Below are 17447 nucleotides of genomic sequence, written 5' to 3' on the forward strand. Positions count from 1 at the left end.
CGGTAGATAAGGGATAGCCACCCCCTGATCGAGACTAGACCCCAGTGGCTCAGCCTCGTTCGAAGTGCTAACTCCCGGTTACTCCGGTAGGCAGAAAGCCTGCTTAATGTGCCTATCTTACTCCTTTGGGTCGGCTCTCGCAGGAGGATTCTCACTAAACCCTTAGGCGTATTCCATAATCACTGGGGTGTGGTCGCTGGGTTTTTCCCAGCGGCGGGGCTCGATGTCGATGGTGCAGCTGCGGGCGCGATCGCCCAGGCCCGCCGACAGGTAGTGGTGGTCAATGCGCCAGCCCATGTTGCGCTGGAAGGCGGCGGTGCGGTAGTCCCACCAGCTGAAGTGACCGCCCTCGTCGTTGAACAGCCGAAAGCCATCTTTTAGCCCCACGGACAGTACTGTGAGCAAAGCCTCCCGTTCCACCGGAGAAGACATGATGTGCTTTTCTTTGCCCTCGGCGTTGTAGATGTCTTTGTCTTCTAAAGCAATGTTGAAGTCGCCACAGACATTGAGGTTGGGGTAGGTCTCTAGCAGCGCCGCCAGATATTCCTTCAAGCAGGCCAGCCAGCGCAGCTTGTACTCGTACTTATCGCTGCCAATAGAGCTACCGTTGGGCACGTAGAGATTCACTATATAGATGTCGCCCCACAGCCCGGCGATCACTCGTTTTTGATCGTCCAGATCGCCAACGCGATCTTCTCCCAACACCGCCGCAAAGCCGTACTGCACATTCTCTAACGGCTGCCGACTCAGCAGCGCCACGCCGTTGTAAGACTTTTGCCCGTGAATGTAGGCGGTGTAGCCTAGATCTGAAAAGGCTGCTGTGGGAAATGTCTCGTTCACCACCTTGGTCTCTTGCAGGCACAGCACATCCACAGGGTTGGTTTGTAACCACTGGGTGGCATGGTCGAGGCGCGATCGCACAGAGTTGACGTTCCAGGTGGCAACTTTCATAGACGGGGTTAAGCTGAACGGATAGGGTTACACCGTTCTAGCTTAAGGGGCTGACCGCCCAAAAGGATCGCACTCGTGCCCCCAGAATCTCCCCTAGAAGGACCAGCTCTGGTCAAAGAGGTGTGTCGCCGCATTCGCCTAGCCCGCAGCTACTGGGATGCCCACAACAACGCCGCCTGCCGGGGCGAGCGAGAGAAGGCGCTGGCTCTCTACAACACCTTGACGAAGGAGCAAAAAGACCAGATTCCCCAGACTCTGCGGGTGTGGCTGCGCTACCGCAGCGAGAAGTATTTTGGCGCTCACCAGACACCACCGGGAAATAAAAAGCGATCGGCCAAGGGACGAAAGCGATAACGGGATTCTGTTTTTGGTAAGATGCTGTCAGCTCTGGGGAGTTAGCTCAGTTGGTAGAGCCCTGCGTTTCCAAAGGGTGACCGGAGGCCAATCGCACCGCTACGGTGCATCGCAAACACAACACGGGGAATTAGCTCAGCTGGTAGAGCGCTGCGATCGCACCGCAGAGGTCAGGAGTTCGAATCTCCTATTCTCCATTCTCTCAAATCCATGCCAGTCAAGGGTTGTATTGCCCATCAACAAGATGATTCAGAGCCTTGCTGAGTTCCTGGGGCTAAACGGCGTTATGCCACTTTTGGCCATTTTGGTTAGAATTTGGATCGAAATTGGATCGAAAGATTCCCTCGATCCATTCGATCCATTCTCAGTAGGGCTTTCACCATGGCTAATATTGCTAGAGCTAAGAAGGGCACCGTCTCGGTGACCAGCGACCGAGATCGATTGCGTCTGGGCTGGCGTTACAGAGGGGAACGCTATTTTCTGTTTATCGGGCTCCCTGACACCGTCACGAATCGGAGAGTGGCTGAGGCCAAGGCGTCTCAAATCGAACTCGACATGATGTCAGGGCATTTCGATCCAACGCTTCGAGCCTATAAATTGCAGCTTCCTAGCCGCAGTCAGCTGAGTGTCACCGGCCTATTCAACAAATTTATCCAGCACAAAGCAAAGACAGTCGCTTCGGCCACCTTGGACAAATACCGTGGACTGCTGAACTATTTGGAGGAATTCTTTAAAACCCGCTCGGTTACTGAAGTTAGCGTAGCTGAGGCCGAGAAGTTCACTAGCTGGTATGACTCTCAGGATTTATCCAAGGTTGTCATTCGAGAGCGGCTGGGCCTGTTGAAGGCATGCTGGGAGTGGGGGATTGAGCAGGCTTTAGTTGAGTTCAATCCTTGGGTGGACATGCCTTTAAGAATTAAGGTTCCGCCAAAACAGATGCCTAAGCCTTTCACTGAAGCAGAAATCAAATCAATCGTCGAAGCGTTTAAAGCTAATCGTTATTATCGCCACTACGTTAATTTTGTGGAGTTTCGCTTTGGCAGTGGTTGCCGTACTGGAGAGATTGTGGGCCTACGCTGGAAACATATCTCTGAAGATTGCTCAACTATTTGGATTGGTGAGGCTTTGGTCAAAGGCAAGCAGAAAGCCACAAAGACGAATCGGTCTCGGTATATCACTCTGACGTCTAAATTGCAGACAATGCTTCAGGGATTGAGGCGAGCTGATAGTGATCCCAATGATTTGGTTTTTAAGGGGCCGAAAGGAGCTCCTATCGACGCAAAAAACTTTGCCCAACGAGGCTGGCAGAAAATTTTAACCAAGTTAGGTATTGATTATCAAAGACCTTACAATACCCGACATGCCTTGATTTCCCATGCCCTGGATAAAGGCATGAATCCGGTGGAAGTAGCTCAGTTAACAGGGCACGATGTGCAGACGCTTTACCGAAATTATGCAGGTAACGTCAACAGTCGCCCTCGTCTACCAGAAATATAATTATCCGGCGCAGGTGTCAGTATAGTTTGCGCCCAAACCAAACCACTTTCCCCATAAGGCTTAGGCCGCTGGATGGCTCAGATGGCTGAATTGAGAAGCCTTCATAGGCGGGGTGATCACTGAGCACTCTAAGCGTGTTATCGGCTACATACTGCAAGCGCTTGATTAGTAGCCGATTATCGAGTTTGAGCAGGTAGATACCGTGACTCACAGTTTCCAAGTCACGATCATTAGTGTCCACCAGTGCTAAATCCCCCTGCTGAAGGGTCGGTTCCATGCTTTCATCGACCACTTGGGTGAGCAGCAAATTTTCAAAGGCGCTGGGGAACTCTGCCCGGAGCCAGCCCGTCTCAAAGGCAAGCGGATCCTTATAAACGTAATTTTCGACTGATACTTTGGCCCCCGCAACAGGTTGACCAGTTGCTAGCCACTCAACACTCACTTTGGCTATGCGGGCTATAGCGAGCAGCGCCGGTCGAGTAGGTTCGCTTTGGCCATTGAGATACTGGCGGAGCACGGTGTCAGAAAAGCCGCAGTCTCTGGCAAAGCCCCGAATGCTCTTGTCTCCAACAGCCTGTTTCAGGCGAACTGGAAACTGGTCAACATCCTTGGCATCCGCCTGCGCCTCGTCAGGTAAGGGATTAGTCATAGGGTTATATTAATCGCATATGCAATTTATAGCACTTGACACGCAATTTATTTATTGCTAACTTCATCGATATATTGATGGAGTTAAGACAATTCTATGCATGTAGAAGACATTAAAGCAGCTCTACGCAAGCAGGGTTGGACTTTAACCAGCATCGCAAAAGAACTGAATATTGGCACCTCGGCAGTCTCTCATGCCTTGACTCGACAGCGATCACGTCGCATCGAGCAGGTCGTGGCGGGCAAACTTGGCCTGCCTCCCCATGAGATTTGGCCTCAACGGTATAAACGAGGAAGGATGACCCATGGTTCAATTTGTCAGCAAGCAGGAAGCTACCCAGTCGCTGAAGCTCAGCGGTACAACCTTGAGGCGCTATCGAGTGCAGGGGCTGTTGATCGAGGGCGTTCACTGGGTTCGAGTGAATAGCCGCTGCATTCGTTACAACCTGGAACTGATCAAGGACTGGCTCCACAATCGCCATGACCCGGCGGCTCACCAACGGGCCATTGAGATCTACCAGGCCAGTTTGTTAAGCAACCAGCGCAAGATTCCTAAACGATCTGGACATCGATAAAAAGATCGTTGAACCAAGTCGAGGGCTTCAAGGCTCAATCAAGTCTGTGATTAAGCATCTGGCTTAAAATCTCAGTCTTAAAACCTATGAAAAAACACCCTGACCATTGACTGGCAAGGGTGCTGAATCTTTTCGTTTGTTTTCTAAGCCAGGCCAATCAACATCCTGATGTGGTTTTTGCCGAACCAGCCAGGGCATTAATCTGATGCTAGAAGTGGTGTCTTCAACTATAGCAAAGACATTGGAAATGTCCAGCCTCGGCACGGTTAACGGTTAAAAAAGCTGGTTAATTGTGGTGGCCTGGCTCCTAAACTTAGGAGCTAACCATGGCACAGTACATTTACTCGGGGCGATCGCGCCCCTGTCCGATTTGTGGACGTACCAAAGACCAAGACTGCCGCTGGAATGAGGAGGTGGTGTTCTGCCACACCCACGTAGACCAGGATGGGGCGGTAGACGGCTATGTTTACCGGGGTGCAACAGCCGATGGTATGTGGGGGCAATACTTTGCAGCCACCGCCTCACCGGAGAAGCCGGTTCGGCCCCAGCAGCGGCAGGACTATTTTTATCCCAGCCGAACTGGGCAGCCCCTAGTGAAAGTGACGCGGGTTGATCGGGGCAACGGTGCAAAGTTTTTTGTGCAGTACCACTGGAACGGGCAGCAGTGGGTCAAGGGGCTGACCCCGGAGATTAGAGCCCAGGTGCCGATCTACCGCTACCGGGATGTTCAGAATGCGATCGCCATCGGTCAACCCATCTGGATGGTGGAAGGGGAAGGCTGTGCGAATGCCCTGTGGGGAATTGGCATTCCTGCGACCACTACTCTGGGTGGCTCAAAGAAATACCGCAGCTATGGCGATTATCGTCAGGATTTGCAATCAGCCCAGTTGGTGCTGTGCCCCGATCGCGATCAGGTTGGCATTGCTCACATGGAGGAAGTCGCCCAGGACTTCCCCTCGGCTCAGTGGTGCTACCCCTACCCGGATAGCCTGCGCTGGCACAACCTGCCCAAGCATGGCGGGCTGGATGTGGTGGATTGGATTCATGACGGGGCCACAGCGGAGCAGATTCGAGCGGCTGTGCAAGACCGACGGCAGCTGGAGGTCATCTCTACTCAAGGCCCCGAGCGGATGTCGGTGCAGGCCTTGCAAGACCAGATTCGCATTTACCTGGGCACCAGCCCTACCGAACTGGCCCTGGCGGCGCAGGTGGTGCAGTGGCACCAGGAGACGGGGCTATCGGCTAGGGATATTGGTAACTTGGTCACCCTGGTGCAGGCGGAGCTGGAGCAGACTGAGGAACGAGACGATCGCCGGGCTGAGATTCATCAGCTACTCAAAATCGGCGACTACCAATTGTGTCTGGGGGAGTATCTCCATGCTGACCTGGCGGAACCCTTGGAGCAGATCGCGGACTGGATTGGGGCGACGCCAGCGGCGATGCTGGTGACGCTGCTGCCGGTGGCGGCGTCATTGCTGCGGGTCGGTACGGAGCTAGAGATTGATGCCGGGATGGGGTTCTCGGTGCCGCCGATTGTGTTCACGGGGCTGGTGGCCCCCTCGGGCAGCAAGAAAAGCCCGATTCAGCGACAGATTTTGGGGCCGCTCTCGTTGCTCCAGGCAGAGGCCGACCAGGAGTATGAGTATGCCGCCTCGGAGTATGAGGTTGACCTGCGCGATTGGGAGCAGACCCGAGCGGAAGATAGGGGTATTCGCCCGAGGAAGCCGATGCCACGGGAGTATCACACCTCGGATGCGACGCGGGAGGCGATCGCCCGCATCCAGTCCCAACAGCCGGAGCGGGGCATTTTGGTGACGCCGGATGAGCTGGCGGGCCTATTCAAGGGGCAGAACCAGTACCGGAATGGTAGGGGTAACGATAAGGAGTCATTGCTGACGGCCTTTGATGGTTCGGGGCTGAAGGTGGATCGGGCTAGTGGCCTGCGCATCAGCCTGCCGCGCACCAGCCTGAGCCTAACGGGAACGATTCAGCCCGATATTCTTCGGGAGATGATGGGGGATTACTCGGATGCCAGTGGCCAATGGGCGCGGTTCTTGTGGTGTCTGCTGCCGCTGAAGCCTGCGCCCTTTCCCCGAAGGACGGTGCGCCATGACGTGTCGGAGCGGCTCTATGGCCTCTACCAGCAGTTGGAGGGATTGACGGCCCAGTGCTACCGGCTCAGCCCTGAGGCCAAGGCATTGTTTGCAGACTGGTATGACCAGTTGGATCAGCTGCGGGTGACGGAGACGCACCCCGGCTTGCAGGCGGTCTATTCCAAAATGCAGGGCTATACGGGGCGGCTGGCACTGATTCTTCACTGCCTGAATGCGGCGGTGGAGGGGCGTTTGCCGACCCATGCGGTGGAGGCAGGCCAAGTGCAGGCGTCAATTAAGCTGGGGCGTTGGTTTATTGGCCAGGTGAAGCTGCTCTACGCGGACGGGAATACGGTGGATGGAGCGCTGGAGCCAGTCTATACAAAGCTGATACAGCTATCGCGGGTACGGGGCTGGCTGCGAGCGAAGGATGTGCGGAACTATGAGCGTAGCTTACGGAAGGCGGGGGTGGAGGTGATTCGCGCTCATTTTTTGGAGCTGGAGGCCATGGGGTATGGGGAGACCCAGGGGATGGGGAATCGGCTGCGGTGGCGGGCAACGGTAGACACGGTAGACAGATTTGAGGAAACGGTAGACACTCTGTCTACCGCTGAAAGCACTGACGGATAAAGGTTATAGCGAAACGGTAGACAAGTAGACAAGGTTTACCAAGGGGGAATTGCCAGGAAAGTGTCTACCGTCTACCGAAATAGCTGAAGGGCTTATGGATAAAGGCTTTTGCCCGGTAGACACTCTGTCTACCGGGCGTCTACTGTGTCTACCGAAAGTCGATTACTCCTAGTCTTCTGGAAACAAGCTCGTCAGGTCGCGGTAGCCACTGACGACTCGCAAGATGTCTACTCTAGATTCGGTTGCGGTATAGAGAATGAGGCGTTGCTGATTCAGGGTATGAAGCGACGGCTCAAATCTTTGAAAACTCCTTCCGGATTTCGCAAATTCATACTGCCATTCAGCAACGCCGCCTAAGCTACGAGCACGTAGGCCAACACGGCGCGTGCAGCTTTAAAGCAATCTTCTTGATGACCACCGAGTGCACAGAGCCTGAGTTCACTAATCTCAAAGAAGAATTAGAAGAGTTAGGTTATAGGCTGAACGTAGTAGACGGCTGCACAAAAGAGCATCAGGATGCGAGACAACGCGCTCTCAACGATGCAATGACCACTGCTTAAGTAGGAGAGATCACATGCAGATCGAATTTCCCGACCATTTAGTACCTACCGTAGATAAGTCAGTGAAGGCTTTGAGTGACCAAGCCTTTTTATCAAGTGAGGACCGAACAGTACTTGTCCTGCTTCGAGAACTGCAGCAAGCCATTAGTGTTAGCAAGAGCAAAGAGGAGTAATGGCTAAAATTATGACCCGCTGGGAGACTTTCTCATACGATGTCTTGGGCAACAAGCACGATGGGTACGAGGTCAACAACACCTACAGAGGTGAAGAAGTTGACCTAGCCCTTGAGTTAAAAGGCTACAACCAGGGCACCCCGCATGGCCCCCTAAATCCCCTAATTCTGGGGGGCTTTGAGACTCTGGCTCCCCCCCCAATTGGGGGGCTGGGGGGCAAATCATACTTGCGTTAAGCAACGCCGAGAATGAGGTAGTTCTCCATTGAGAGGCTGCGTAGCTCTGGGAGGATTTTGTCGCGTGGCCGCCCTAGGTTAGGAAATTGGGTGATTCTGATGAATTTGGCATCGAGCTTTGAGAGGAAGCGCTCGGCCTGCTGGAGCCCAGTCTGACCGGCGATGTAGTCTGCAATCGCTTCGATGTCTTGAATGGCAGGCTGGGTTAGGTAAAACTGAGGGGCCATTATTCAGCGGAGGCGTGGCGAGACCGCAGATTTTCTCGAATCTGGGCCATAGCGGTGGGGCCTTCGACAAGTTCGCCGCGCTGGGCTGCTTCCCAACCGATCTGGGCATCTTGCTGGAGTTCGGGGAGTCGCCCTTGATAGATGTCGTCTTGCTGGTCGAGCAGGTGTATGCCTGCTGTGATGACATCTAGGGCAGATTGGTATTTGCCTGCGGCGATTTGGCGTTGGATGAGTTGCTCTAGTTCAGGGGGAAGGACAACTTGCATGGAAGATGAAGGGAAGCAACTGCTTTTGACCTCAATCTCAACGCTAGGAAATGATTACGTTGAAATCTCCCGCGAGTCAAACAACCTGTTCGAGCTGCCGGACTTGCATCACCTGCGGGTGACGAGCGCAAAGAACACCTCGACGACTTTCAGTCGTTTTTGGAATCGGCCCTGCTGACCATGATTGTGGGCTCGGGTGCTAATAGCTCGGTGATGCCCCAGACCATCCATTCGATTCTGGCGCTGGCTCTCAATGCCTTCTTTGGCTATGTTCCTATTCAGCACCGTCACTATACATGACCTTGTAAACACAAAATTTATCTTTATATTTACTCCAGTTTCCCAAAATATCGTTAAAAAGGAGCAGGGCTACACGTAATTTAGGAGACGCTCATATGTCCATGCTCATCGACCAAGTTTTCAAGAGCGATCCTCTAGTAAAGCTTGCTCAGAAAGAAAACTTTGTGGGTTGGGTGTATGGGATTGACTATGAACAAGCTCTTGTAATGACCAATGATCTTTGGAAAGCTAAGGTTAACGGTATACCCCATAACTGCTTCTTAGTAGCCACCACTTTTGATCCAGAGCGCTACAGCGAAACTCAAGAAATTGACCGGGAAGTAATTCTTTTTAGAGTCATCGGCGCAGCTCGACTACCTCAAGATGATGATATAGTTCGTACAAAAATTGATCATTTTCAAGATCAAGAAGGTGCATTTGAAGGCGGAACAGGATTTGATGATATTACCCTTAACCAAATTCAATTTGGTGGCCTTAAATGTAGAATTCTAGGAACATTCTACACCTTTGAAAATAAACTTTGGTTAGGTAGTGACCTTGAGTCTTTCTCTTTAGCCTCTCGTCTGCGTGTCTATCGGCCTAATGATGATGCGCTAGAACTTATTATCAACCATGTAGATCCAATCCGCAATAAAACCATGCAGAAAGATGCTCAAGAATTAGGGCTAACTAAACCCATTGAGCGCATCCGTGTCGGTACTATTCGTTATACATCGACAGACCGACTTCATCGCAAGAATGCTCCAAGTGAAGTACCTGTGTATTTACAGCCTTCCGACTTTTTGGCAAGACGTACAGCTGTTCTTGGCATGACTAGAACAGGCAAGTCAAATATGCTTAAGAAAATGGTCTCTATGGTAAAAAATGTCGCTGACGAAGCACATATGCCTATAGGTCAAATTATTTTTGATCTTAATGGAGAGTACGCTAATGCTAACAAACAGGATCAAGGAGCTATTTCGGAAGTTTACCCCAATGACACCATTCGTTATAGAGGTTTTGATACAACGAATTTTGAAGACTTACGCCATAACTTTTACGTTAATCTGAGTGAAGGCTTATATTTACTTCAATCGCTTCTGCAAAAAGATAGCTTTCGACAAGCTGATTTGGAAATCTTTAGAAGTACTTCACTCGAAGAACCTGAGCGCTCAGCCCGCAGCGAACATACTCGGTGGCAAGTTAGACAAGCAGCATATCAATGCCTCTTACGTCGTGCAGGGTATACACCACCTTCTAGACAACAGGTCAGGTTTCCTGCGGGAAAAGTAGTTCGAGAGCAAATTGAACAGCAAACGAGTGTAGCTGTCGCTGATCCGTCAGGGGGCATGAGTTTTGATGACGGGATTGAATGGTTTATGACTGCACGCCGAGCAGATCATCAGCTACGAGGCAATAATAATTTTCTAAGAAGTAGCTCAGGAAACGAGTGGCTTGATCAAGAAACTCGTGCAATCGTAAATCTGATGGCTGAAAGAAATGATCGTGACACTCCTATTCGTGGCTTCAAAGCGTTGATTCCTTTTCGGGATTACCATTCGCCTCGGCGCACAGCTGAGTTAGTTGGTGAAGTCTACAAGCATCTTCAAGATGGGAAAATTGTGATTCTAGATCTTTCGGTAGGCCCAGCAACTATTAGAGAAGAAATGAGTATTCGCATAGCCGAAGGTATTTTTCATCGCTCAATGCAAACCTTTGTTTCAGGAGATTTTCCACCTCATATAGTTGCTTATATTGAGGAAGCGCATAACTTGATTGGGAAAAAACATGAATTGACTGACACCTGGCCTAGAATAGCTAAAGAGGGCGCAAAATACAGGATTGCTTTGGTTTATGCTACCCAAGAACCATCATCAGTTCATCCTAATATCCTTGCTAATACTGAGAATTGGTTTGTAACTCATTTAAACAACGAAGGAGAATTAAAAGAAATTTCCAAATTTTATGACTTTTCTGATTTTGGAAAATCGCTTATAAGAGCCCAAGATGTGGGCTTTGCTCGAATGAAAACGCTCTCAGGCCCATTTGTAGTTCCTGTGCAAATTGACTTGTTCGATCCAAAATCTGAATCTAATCGCCAAAGTTCTGAGCCAACTATCAATTTTGTGAAATCATAGTATCTGATTAATTTGAGAGTCACTCTATGCCATATGAAAATGAGTATGCAAATAAGTCGTCACATAGCGATATTGTTGAGAATCCTGATGTACTCGCCTTCTTACAAGAATGTGAATATTTAAAAGAACCAAGTCCTGAGGAAATTGACCGCTTCTCGCAGCGGTTTCAGCCTTTGCCGGATCTAGCCTTGGTCGATTTACCAAACCATATTTTCGCTATTGATGGCAGTCCTTACGAGGCGTTAATCGATGATCGAATGCCCAGTACAAAAGTTGGGTACGTCAAAGTGAGCACAATTCATATTTTGATGGAAGAGTTCGGAGCATTACGAGTTGATGACGGACGCTTTGTTGATCCTTTTAGGGTGGCCAAGCTCAGAAAAAACAAAGACTCACTTCTCTTTGTACTTCCTGGAACAAATATGAGATGGCAAGGTCTCACTTCGGTTCGAGATAGTTTTCGGGCCAGAGTAGATAAAGTTTTACTTCAGAAGGAAACACGGTTCAATAAAGAGGACTATAGAAGTAGTCTACGATCAACACTTTTTCGGCTTGCTTCTTTACGCCCTGATAAAATGGGCACTCGAAGTGATGAGTTTCTAAAGCTGCATCAATGCCCTTCATGCGGATATAAGGGAGAGGAAGATTTAGGCATAGAGCTTAGAGACATTGAGGAGCAGCAGTATTGTTCCGCTTGCAATAAAGAGATTTACCCTTCAGATGCTTTACGGCTGTGGGAAGAGGTAAACGATTATCAGTCCAATATCTCAGCAATGACACGCTTCATGCTAGCAGTTGAGCACATGCTTCCGGCTCATTATATCAATTATCTTTTGACTGCTAATTTTCCTCTTGCTCAACTTGCATCAATTTCTTTTTTTGTGGACGGGCCATTAGCAATTTTTGGTACGTGTGCTTGGCTTAGTCGCCCCTTAATGAAGTACTACCATCAGATAAACGAAAAACTTCGCAAAGAAGGACTGCCAAATATCACAATTTTGGGACTTCAGAAAACCGGGCAACTTGCGGACTACTTCAGTCTAGTGAGTAAACATATCCCAGAGAATACTGTCTACCCTGTAGATGACGAATATCGTTATCAATATATAATTGCAAGTCGAGACCCATCAAAAGTTGGATTTGGGGATGAGACATATTATGGGCAGGATTTTCTTTTTAAGACTGCTTCAGACCGTCGTTTCGTAGTCAGTATTCCATACCCTTTTTCTGGGAAAGGACAACGTGAAGAGGGAAGATTTCATAAGCTCAAGACAGAAATAGCGCGCTACCCAAATCTTCATAGAACTCTTGCGCTTATTAAGCGTTTTGAGACTGATCTCTATACAAATGCTGTCATCCCCATAGCGCTTGCACATCGCTATACTGCTATAAGCGCAAGCCCAGGCGGCAAGGTTCTAGATATTTTATCAAGGAATTCATTCCCTAAGAGCAATAGATATTGAAAGATTCCTCCCTATATAAGCTCTAGTTGAAATGCTGATGTTTTCAATGTGGTTGGTTCTGTAACAGTAGGAACTAGCAACTTTTTGCTAAAAAACATTACTTCTGAACCTTTATATCGGTTTCGCGCAGAGTAATGAATATCATAAGTAAGTGATTGAAATTCTTTGTATAGCTTACATATTTCTGGAACGTTATCATAAGATACCATCCAGTTATATTTAAGCTTTCTCACTCTTTTTGATACATTTTCATGATCTTCCTTTTTGTAAAACCGTGTGTAGAGATCTTCTGTGCCTTTTACAAAGTATGGAGGATCTAAATAAATAAGACTTTGTGGAGCTATCTTGCCGGAGAGAGTGTCGAGAAGCTCTAAAGCATCAAAGTTTGAAAGGCGAATACGATTTCTAAATCTTGCAATTTTGCGTATTCTACTTACCAAGTTTTCTTTATTGTAGCGAGCATCAATCTTCCATTTCCCAGCTTGATCTTTTCCACCAATAACACCGCCGCTAATAATACCTGAACGGTTTGTTCTATTGAGGAAAAAGGTTGAGAACCCAAGTTCTAGAAGTGACACGTCAGAGTTATCTTGACGGCCTCTTTGCTGGACATCACGTTGGTTTTCCCATTCTTTAATAGTAACTGGCGTTTCTAAAATTAGATTACAGAGATCTTCTGTCTCATATAATACAGAGTGCCAGAAGGAAAATACTGAAACATCGATATCGTTTATATGTACATATCGAACGTATTCATCATAGAGAAGCTGTAAGGCGATGCTTGCCCCACCTGCATAAGGCTCGATATACTCTGAGTCCAATAAGTTATTGGCCCGATAAATGAGCTTTACGAAGTTTGCTAGTTTTCGCTTCCCTCCTGGGTAACGTAGGGGAGAGACATATAGCATAGACAGATTTGTATAAGGCCCAATCATTCTACTACTTTCCAGATATTCTGGATAAAGACTTGGAAGTTATCCCATGTTACTACTAACTCAGATGCTACAGGCGAGTAGTAGCGATTATGCACATACTGATTCATAGATTTTACAGAGGCTGCCAGCATTCCGTCTCCAGTTGCAGCTTTACGTATGGGTGCAAGTTCATTCCGTGTCATGATTTCATTTTCTTCCATGAATTGCGCTACTTTGTTAAGCTTGTCTTTGAGCTTTGAGTTACCGGTTTGTTGTTCGTCCCATCCAATCTTCTCCTCAACGAAATGATCCAAACTCAGTTCAATGAAGACGCGCAACATCACAGCACCCGAATTTGGAAAGTTTGTCAAATCCATCCTCTTTAGCTCTTTAAAGAGATCATTGACTCGTCTTTGAGTTATCGTTATTTTACAGCTCTTAGGTATGAGCGTACTCCTGTTTGGAAAAGGCGTCGATTGATAACCCTGTCGTCCCAAAAGGGGCTTGCTGGAGCTTTCAGACTCTACAGTCTCTGAAACATTACCTTCTTGTTCACCAGTTCCAGCTTGATCTTTTGCAGGATTATTAGTGCTTTGAGCATCAGGTTGCTGGTTAAACTGTCCTAAAGAGGTTGGCTGTGCAAGTGCTAAACCTTCTTGAGGTAAGTCGTCAGAGTCAAAAGTATTAATGTAGTCAATTCTATCTTTTTGTTTTTTAAGGTCGCTGACTGTTTTTTCTCCACTAGCTAGATCCTCAATGACTCGACTTAAGCCCTTTTTGATTTCATCTTTCGGAAACAAAAAGACAACATCTTCTTTCTGTTTATCTATTCCAATTTTGTTTCTGACATAGCGAGTGCTTAGCAGCCGATTAAATGTAGTAATTGGAAATTTACCGTCTTCAATCTTTTTCTGAGTATTTTCCGAAAGAATATCTTGGTCTTTTATGAAGTCAAGAAGCTGTAGACCTATATCCTTATGGCCACGTTTTCGTTCATCATAACGGGCTCCCACCTGACCATCCCAAGCTAGCATACCTGCGCCTCGGTTTAGCCCTCGGTGAATAAGTTCGATCCATGGATCAGCTTCATTACGACTTTCAAATACAACACAAGCCACTCTTGTTATTGGCGTTTTTTCAAATCTATCAGAAAGTTTCTTAAGGGTCTGTAAGCCCTTTTTGTTTAGGATGCCCTCTGCTAATAGAGGAGATTCTAAAAGCTTCAAAGCTGTAAGTCGTCTATTGCCATCAAGAACATAGAAAAGATTGCCATCAACTTCGGACGGCATAACCATCATGAGGCTTGCAGGATTAGTCCCATTCTCTAAAAGATGCTCTGCCAAAGCAATAACTCGCTCTCCCTGAAGCTCTGTCATTGCACGTATTGCATCATGACTATTGGCTTGAACCGATGTTAATCGTGGATTTTCTGGATCAAGAAGTAGCTGTGAAACTTCGATAAGCGCTGTTTGATGGCTATTCTGCATATGCTTAAAAGGTAAATGGCTCAGTGCTCTTTCACACTATTAGTTTAACCTGCAAAAATTCAAAGCCTGCTTATAGAGACCCGAACTATATTTGGATGTAGTTCGGGTCTCTAGTAATTTAATCTATCTGCCGATCGCGCCTCAGCAAACTAAACACCTCCCCCTGTTCTAGGGTAATCAAAATCCCGAATTCTAAAATCATCCTGCTTGGTTGGCCCCAATTCGTTTGCTTAGCAAGCTCCGACGTAATCGTCTAACCCCTCAACCGCTTCTGCATGGTCTCCAGCTTCCTCAAATCCGCTGCCCGCTTTCGCCGCTGGTAGCGCTCCTTCGCCACTCCATTCACCGCCTGCATCGCCTTCGGGTGCTCCACTAGGTAAAGGTACGCCGCCTCAAACCACACCTCCTTGGTGATCTTCTCATCCATACAGAGGTGGCGCAGGGCCTTATCAATCTCTTCTTCCAACCGGGTCGTCGTCCGCACTAGCTGCGGTAACTCCGCCTCATCATCTTGACTAACAGACATACTGACGTCAACACTCGTAGACTCGCTAAAGTCACTATATCCCGACCCATTGTCCCCAACTGCCACCTGTTGAGGAGACTTCACAGGTAACTCTGCCCCCAGCCCATCAGCTCGGGGCGGCACACTCGGGCGCTGCCGCTGCATCAACCGTTCCAGCGCATCCTCAGCCATTTTCTCGCCCCTGCTCTAACGCCTCAATCACCCGATACAGCGGAAATTCCAGTTCCCCATAGCCAATCTCTGCCAGCCGCTGCCCCTGCCGAATCGCCTGCTTGTAGCGCTCACTCTCCACAATTGACGGCAGCACCGGGATAGCCCCTGCCACCTGCTGCATGGCAGCGATTGCCTCTCGGCTATCTGTTGCCTGAGACCTGCCAAACCACTTATCTCGAAACGGCAGCACCCCCAGCACCTGCCCCGTAAACGCCCGGATTCGCCGTAGTTCCTCCAGCAGCTCCAAACTACGCAGCAGCGAATTTACCCCCTTGGTTGAGGCCTCCGCTGGAATCAGCACCCAGTCCGAAGCCCCCACTACCGACAAACAAATTTGGGTGCGCTGGGGTGGCGAGTCAATGATGCAAACGTCAAACAACTCCCTTACGGCCTCTAGGCTGTGGTGCAAAGCCAGGGCTCCCATCCCGATAGTGGCCAAGTATTCCTGGGCTTTGTGCAGACCCTCATCGGCTGGAATCAAAAACAGATTCGCTGTCGCCAGCGGATAGATGCCATCTGCTGTTTCCACTTGGCCCTTCAGCACCTCTAGCAGGGTGGGCTCACTCGCTTGAACGTCATGGTCCAAATAAAAGGTCAGATTCGCCTGCGGATCGGCATCCACCATCAGCACCTTCTGACCCCGATGTGCCAGGAGTCGCCCTAGCAGCAGCGAGACCGACGTTTTCCCTTGCCCCCCAGAGAGCGACAAACAACTCACTGTCTTCATAGATATGTTTCACTCCCAGTACAACGCTCAGCCCTTGGTCACCTCTACATGACTTGCCCCCCTAAGCCCCTGCTGCCATATAAGCGTGCGAGAATAGAGACATCAAGACGTATTGACGTCAATACATTTAATTTTGTGTCTGCAAATCAGTTGTCATGCCATTTTGTCAGTTAAACCTTAACTATTGAGTTGAAAATATCTGCGGCAAAAGGGAACCGAATAACATGCCGTTGCGTCGCTTTTAAAAACTTTTTATAGATCAATTTCGACTGCAACCATAGAGTTCTTGCGCGCTGTCAATTGCGTTAATAACTGACGGCAGATATTCCGGTAAATGGGAATTATGTATGACCTAAGTATAAAAAATATCCTCTCACTTAAGTACCCGTTTAGATTGCTCAATACCTTGATTAACATCACGCAAGATTACAGAATTAGGCACGATATTGGCTGACTTGTATAGGCTTTAGGCATGGATTTGAGCTGCCTGAACTTGAATTTACGATTTGGCCTCTCATTTCCCCACCGCTGAAAAATATTGCTATATTGATCAAATCTTTACGCAATTCGAGTGGAATACTTCACTCATTGGTGAGCACGCGAGTCATGTCATCTGACTGATTTCAGGAAGCTTCAATCATCAGTCAGACTCAATCCATTTGAGCCATGAAAATTCTCTATCTTTTTCCATTGATGGAACGACTGGTAGGTCGGATGAATCCGCTTCCAGATCTGCCGCTATTGGTCGTAGCGTTCCTGGGCCTTACGCTAGATGTCCTCATCCATGGCCCTGCCTTGCTGACGGTGCTGGCTGTGGCAGGCATCACTGGCCTGATCTGGAGACAGGACATAACATCCTCCCGTTTCCTATCCAGGCGGGCTTCTAAAACGCAGGGTTTCAAGCGAAAGGCTAGGCGGCTTCTGGGTTTAGGGCTACTCTGGCTGGTTACTCTGCTAGCCTATCCCGCTCATGCCCAGTTCTTTGGCGGGGCTGAAACCTGGATGACCACCAACTTTGGTACCGCTGCAGGTGATGCCATTCCCCTGGTCTTCAACGTGTTGCGGGGCCTGTTTTTGCTCTACGTCGGCATCTCGCTCGTGCGGGTGATCAATAGCGCTCGCAACGACGAGGATTGGCAGACTATTGCCCGCACACCGTTAATTATCATCATTGCCGTCACCGCTGGCGATGTGCTGACGACACTGATCACTGGCTAGTTGTCGCATTCAGATCGAGGGTGCAGCTCTACACCGTCCTTTCGGCACTTCTAGCGGCTTATGGCATCTCAATTTCGTCCCGTTAATTCCATCCTGGGAGCGCAACCCCGGTTAGGCCCCATTCCGGCAGACCAGATCATTCCCTGGTTTTGCATCACGGGGGCCTCCTATCTGCTGGGCCGAGGGTTCAGCCTCAGCTGGATTTCGATTGGATTCATTGCCGCCTGGGGCATGTCTACCTGGTGGATTCTCACCGGGGGGCAGAGCTGGAA

16 protein-coding genes, 1 tRNA gene and 1 pseudogene are annotated in these 17447 nt (G+C 49.0%); 10 read left to right on the forward strand and 8 right to left on the reverse strand.

The window, feature by feature from the left end; all coding sequences use genetic code 11:
- Positions 1-162 precede the first annotated feature (162 nt).
- Positions 163-951 (reverse strand): exodeoxyribonuclease III, encoded by a 789-nt coding sequence (gene xth / locus AC0QKW_RS01230; protein ID WP_473149248.1) that lies wholly within the window; start codon positions 949-951, stop codon positions 163-165.
- Between the two features lie 75 nt (positions 952-1026).
- Between xth and AC0QKW_RS01235 the strand changes: the two genes are divergently transcribed.
- From AC0QKW_RS01235 to AC0QKW_RS01245, 3 genes are all read left to right on the forward strand, one after another.
- Positions 1027-1305, forward strand: coding sequence for a Precorrin-3B methylase (locus AC0QKW_RS01235; protein WP_473149249.1), 279 nt, complete (start codon positions 1027-1029; stop codon positions 1303-1305).
- Between the two features lie 124 nt (positions 1306-1429).
- A tRNA-Ala gene (locus AC0QKW_RS01240) sits at positions 1430-1502 on the forward strand.
- A gap of 184 nt (positions 1503-1686) precedes the next feature.
- Positions 1687-2802, forward strand: coding sequence for a tyrosine-type recombinase/integrase (locus AC0QKW_RS01245; RefSeq protein WP_473149250.1), 1116 nt, complete (start codon positions 1687-1689; stop codon positions 2800-2802).
- 16 nt (positions 2803-2818) lie between these two features.
- Here AC0QKW_RS01245 and AC0QKW_RS01250 read toward each other — a convergent pair whose 3' ends face one another.
- Positions 2819-3451, reverse strand: a complete 633-nt coding sequence (locus AC0QKW_RS01250) for an XRE family transcriptional regulator (protein WP_473149251.1) — start codon at positions 3449-3451, stop codon at positions 2819-2821.
- Positions 3452-3547: 96 nt separating this feature from the next.
- Here AC0QKW_RS01250 and AC0QKW_RS01255 point away from each other — a divergent pair, with 96 nt between their 5' ends.
- The 3 genes from AC0QKW_RS01255 (at position 3548) to AC0QKW_RS01265 (ending at position 6748) form a co-directional block, all read left to right on the forward strand.
- The gene (locus AC0QKW_RS01255) at positions 3548-3877 is read left to right on the forward strand and encodes a helix-turn-helix domain-containing protein (protein ID WP_473149252.1); all 330 of its coding nucleotides are present in this window, start codon (positions 3548-3550) and stop codon (positions 3875-3877) included.
- Positions 3816-4025, forward strand: coding sequence for a hypothetical protein (locus tag AC0QKW_RS01260; RefSeq protein WP_228040979.1), 210 nt, complete (start codon positions 3816-3818; stop codon positions 4023-4025). Before AC0QKW_RS01255 ends, AC0QKW_RS01260 begins: the two co-directional genes overlap by 62 nt.
- Before the next feature lie 326 nt (positions 4026-4351).
- Positions 4352-6748, forward strand: coding sequence for a DUF3987 domain-containing protein (locus tag AC0QKW_RS01265; protein WP_473149253.1), 2397 nt, complete (start codon positions 4352-4354; stop codon positions 6746-6748).
- 965 nt (positions 6749-7713) lie between these two features.
- Here AC0QKW_RS01265 and AC0QKW_RS01270 read toward each other — a convergent pair.
- Both AC0QKW_RS01270 and AC0QKW_RS01275 read right to left on the reverse strand, forming a co-directional pair.
- Positions 7714-7944 carry a type II toxin-antitoxin system RelE/ParE family toxin gene (locus AC0QKW_RS01270; RefSeq protein ID WP_473149254.1) on the reverse strand — a complete coding sequence of 77 codons (231 nt, stop codon included), beginning with the start codon at positions 7942-7944 and terminating at the stop codon, positions 7714-7716.
- Positions 7944-8210, reverse strand: a complete 267-nt coding sequence (locus AC0QKW_RS01275) for a ribbon-helix-helix domain-containing protein (RefSeq protein WP_473149255.1) — start codon at positions 8208-8210, stop codon at positions 7944-7946. Before AC0QKW_RS01275 ends, AC0QKW_RS01270 begins: the two co-directional genes overlap by 1 nt.
- A gap of 395 nt (positions 8211-8605) precedes the next feature.
- Here AC0QKW_RS01275 and AC0QKW_RS01280 point away from each other — a divergent pair, with 395 nt between their 5' ends.
- Together AC0QKW_RS01280 and AC0QKW_RS01285 are read left to right on the forward strand one after the other, a co-directional pair.
- The gene (locus tag AC0QKW_RS01280) at positions 8606-10627 is read left to right on the forward strand and encodes an ATP-binding protein (protein ID WP_473149256.1); all 2022 of its coding nucleotides are present in this window, start codon (positions 8606-8608) and stop codon (positions 10625-10627) included.
- A 26-nt stretch (positions 10628-10653) separates the two neighbouring features.
- Positions 10654-12090 carry a DNA double-strand break repair nuclease NurA gene (locus tag AC0QKW_RS01285; protein ID WP_473149257.1) on the forward strand — a complete coding sequence of 479 codons (1437 nt, stop codon included), beginning with the start codon at positions 10654-10656 and terminating at the stop codon, positions 12088-12090.
- 11 nt (positions 12091-12101) lie between these two features.
- Here the strand turns inward: AC0QKW_RS01285 and AC0QKW_RS01290 are convergent, their stop codons facing one another.
- The 4 genes from AC0QKW_RS01290 to AC0QKW_RS01305 form a co-directional block, all read right to left on the reverse strand.
- The gene (locus tag AC0QKW_RS01290; protein WP_323349284.1) at positions 12102-13025 is read right to left on the reverse strand and encodes a DNA adenine methylase; all 924 of its coding nucleotides are present in this window, start codon (positions 13023-13025) and stop codon (positions 12102-12104) included.
- Entirely contained in the window at positions 13022-14491 is a 1470-nt protein-coding gene (locus tag AC0QKW_RS01295) for a hypothetical protein (RefSeq protein WP_473149258.1), read from the reverse strand. Before AC0QKW_RS01295 ends, AC0QKW_RS01290 begins: the two co-directional genes overlap by 4 nt.
- 253 nt (positions 14492-14744) lie before the next feature.
- Positions 14745-15188 carry a carboxysome distribution maintenance protein McdB gene (locus AC0QKW_RS01300; protein WP_473149259.1) on the reverse strand — a complete coding sequence of 148 codons (444 nt, stop codon included), beginning with the start codon at positions 15186-15188 and terminating at the stop codon, positions 14745-14747.
- The gene (locus AC0QKW_RS01305) at positions 15181-15957 is read right to left on the reverse strand and encodes a ParA family protein (protein ID WP_473149260.1); all 777 of its coding nucleotides are present in this window, start codon (positions 15955-15957) and stop codon (positions 15181-15183) included. The genes AC0QKW_RS01300 and AC0QKW_RS01305 overlap by 8 nt, the downstream gene beginning before the upstream one ends.
- Positions 15958-16623: 666 nt before the next feature.
- Between AC0QKW_RS01305 and AC0QKW_RS01310 the strand changes: the two genes are divergently transcribed.
- Positions 16624-17175 carry a hypothetical protein gene (locus tag AC0QKW_RS01310; protein WP_473149261.1) on the forward strand — a complete coding sequence of 184 codons (552 nt, stop codon included), beginning with the start codon at positions 16624-16626 and terminating at the stop codon, positions 17173-17175.
- A 60-nt stretch (positions 17176-17235) separates the two neighbouring features.
- Positions 17236-17447, forward strand: a pseudogene (locus tag AC0QKW_RS01315) (hypothetical protein); the annotation flags it as partial.

Source organism: Pseudanabaena sp. PCC 9330, assembly GCF_055795045.1.

Coding starts and splice junctions, on each gene's coding strand:
- xth (WP_473149248.1), bottom strand. CDS start 951: ATGAAAGTTGCCACCTGGAACGTCAACTCTGTGCGATCGCGCCTCGAC.
- AC0QKW_RS01290 (WP_323349284.1), bottom strand. CDS start 13,025: ATGATTGGGCCTTATACAAATCTGTCTATGCTATATGTCTCTCCCCTA.
- AC0QKW_RS01255 (WP_473149252.1), top strand. CDS start 3,548: ATGCATGTAGAAGACATTAAAGCAGCTCTACGCAAGCAGGGTTGGACT.
- AC0QKW_RS01270 (WP_473149254.1), bottom strand. CDS start 7,944: ATGGCCCCTCAGTTTTACCTAACCCAGCCTGCCATTCAAGACATCGAA.
- AC0QKW_RS01305 (WP_473149260.1), bottom strand. CDS start 15,957: ATGAAGACAGTGAGTTGTTTGTCGCTCTCTGGGGGGCAAGGGAAAACG.
- AC0QKW_RS01285 (WP_473149257.1), top strand. CDS start 10,654: ATGCCATATGAAAATGAGTATGCAAATAAGTCGTCACATAGCGATATT.
- AC0QKW_RS01310 (WP_473149261.1), top strand. CDS start 16,624: ATGAAAATTCTCTATCTTTTTCCATTGATGGAACGACTGGTAGGTCGG.
- AC0QKW_RS01295 (WP_473149258.1), bottom strand. CDS start 14,491: ATGCAGAATAGCCATCAAACAGCGCTTATCGAAGTTTCACAGCTACTT.
- AC0QKW_RS01245 (WP_473149250.1), top strand. CDS start 1,687: ATGGCTAATATTGCTAGAGCTAAGAAGGGCACCGTCTCGGTGACCAGC.
- AC0QKW_RS01275 (WP_473149255.1), bottom strand. CDS start 8,210: ATGCAAGTTGTCCTTCCCCCTGAACTAGAGCAACTCATCCAACGCCAA.
- AC0QKW_RS01280 (WP_473149256.1), top strand. CDS start 8,606: ATGTCCATGCTCATCGACCAAGTTTTCAAGAGCGATCCTCTAGTAAAG.
- AC0QKW_RS01300 (WP_473149259.1), bottom strand. CDS start 15,188: ATGGCTGAGGATGCGCTGGAACGGTTGATGCAGCGGCAGCGCCCGAGT.
- AC0QKW_RS01250 (WP_473149251.1), bottom strand. CDS start 3,451: ATGACTAATCCCTTACCTGACGAGGCGCAGGCGGATGCCAAGGATGTT.
- AC0QKW_RS01265 (WP_473149253.1), top strand. CDS start 4,352: ATGGCACAGTACATTTACTCGGGGCGATCGCGCCCCTGTCCGATTTGT.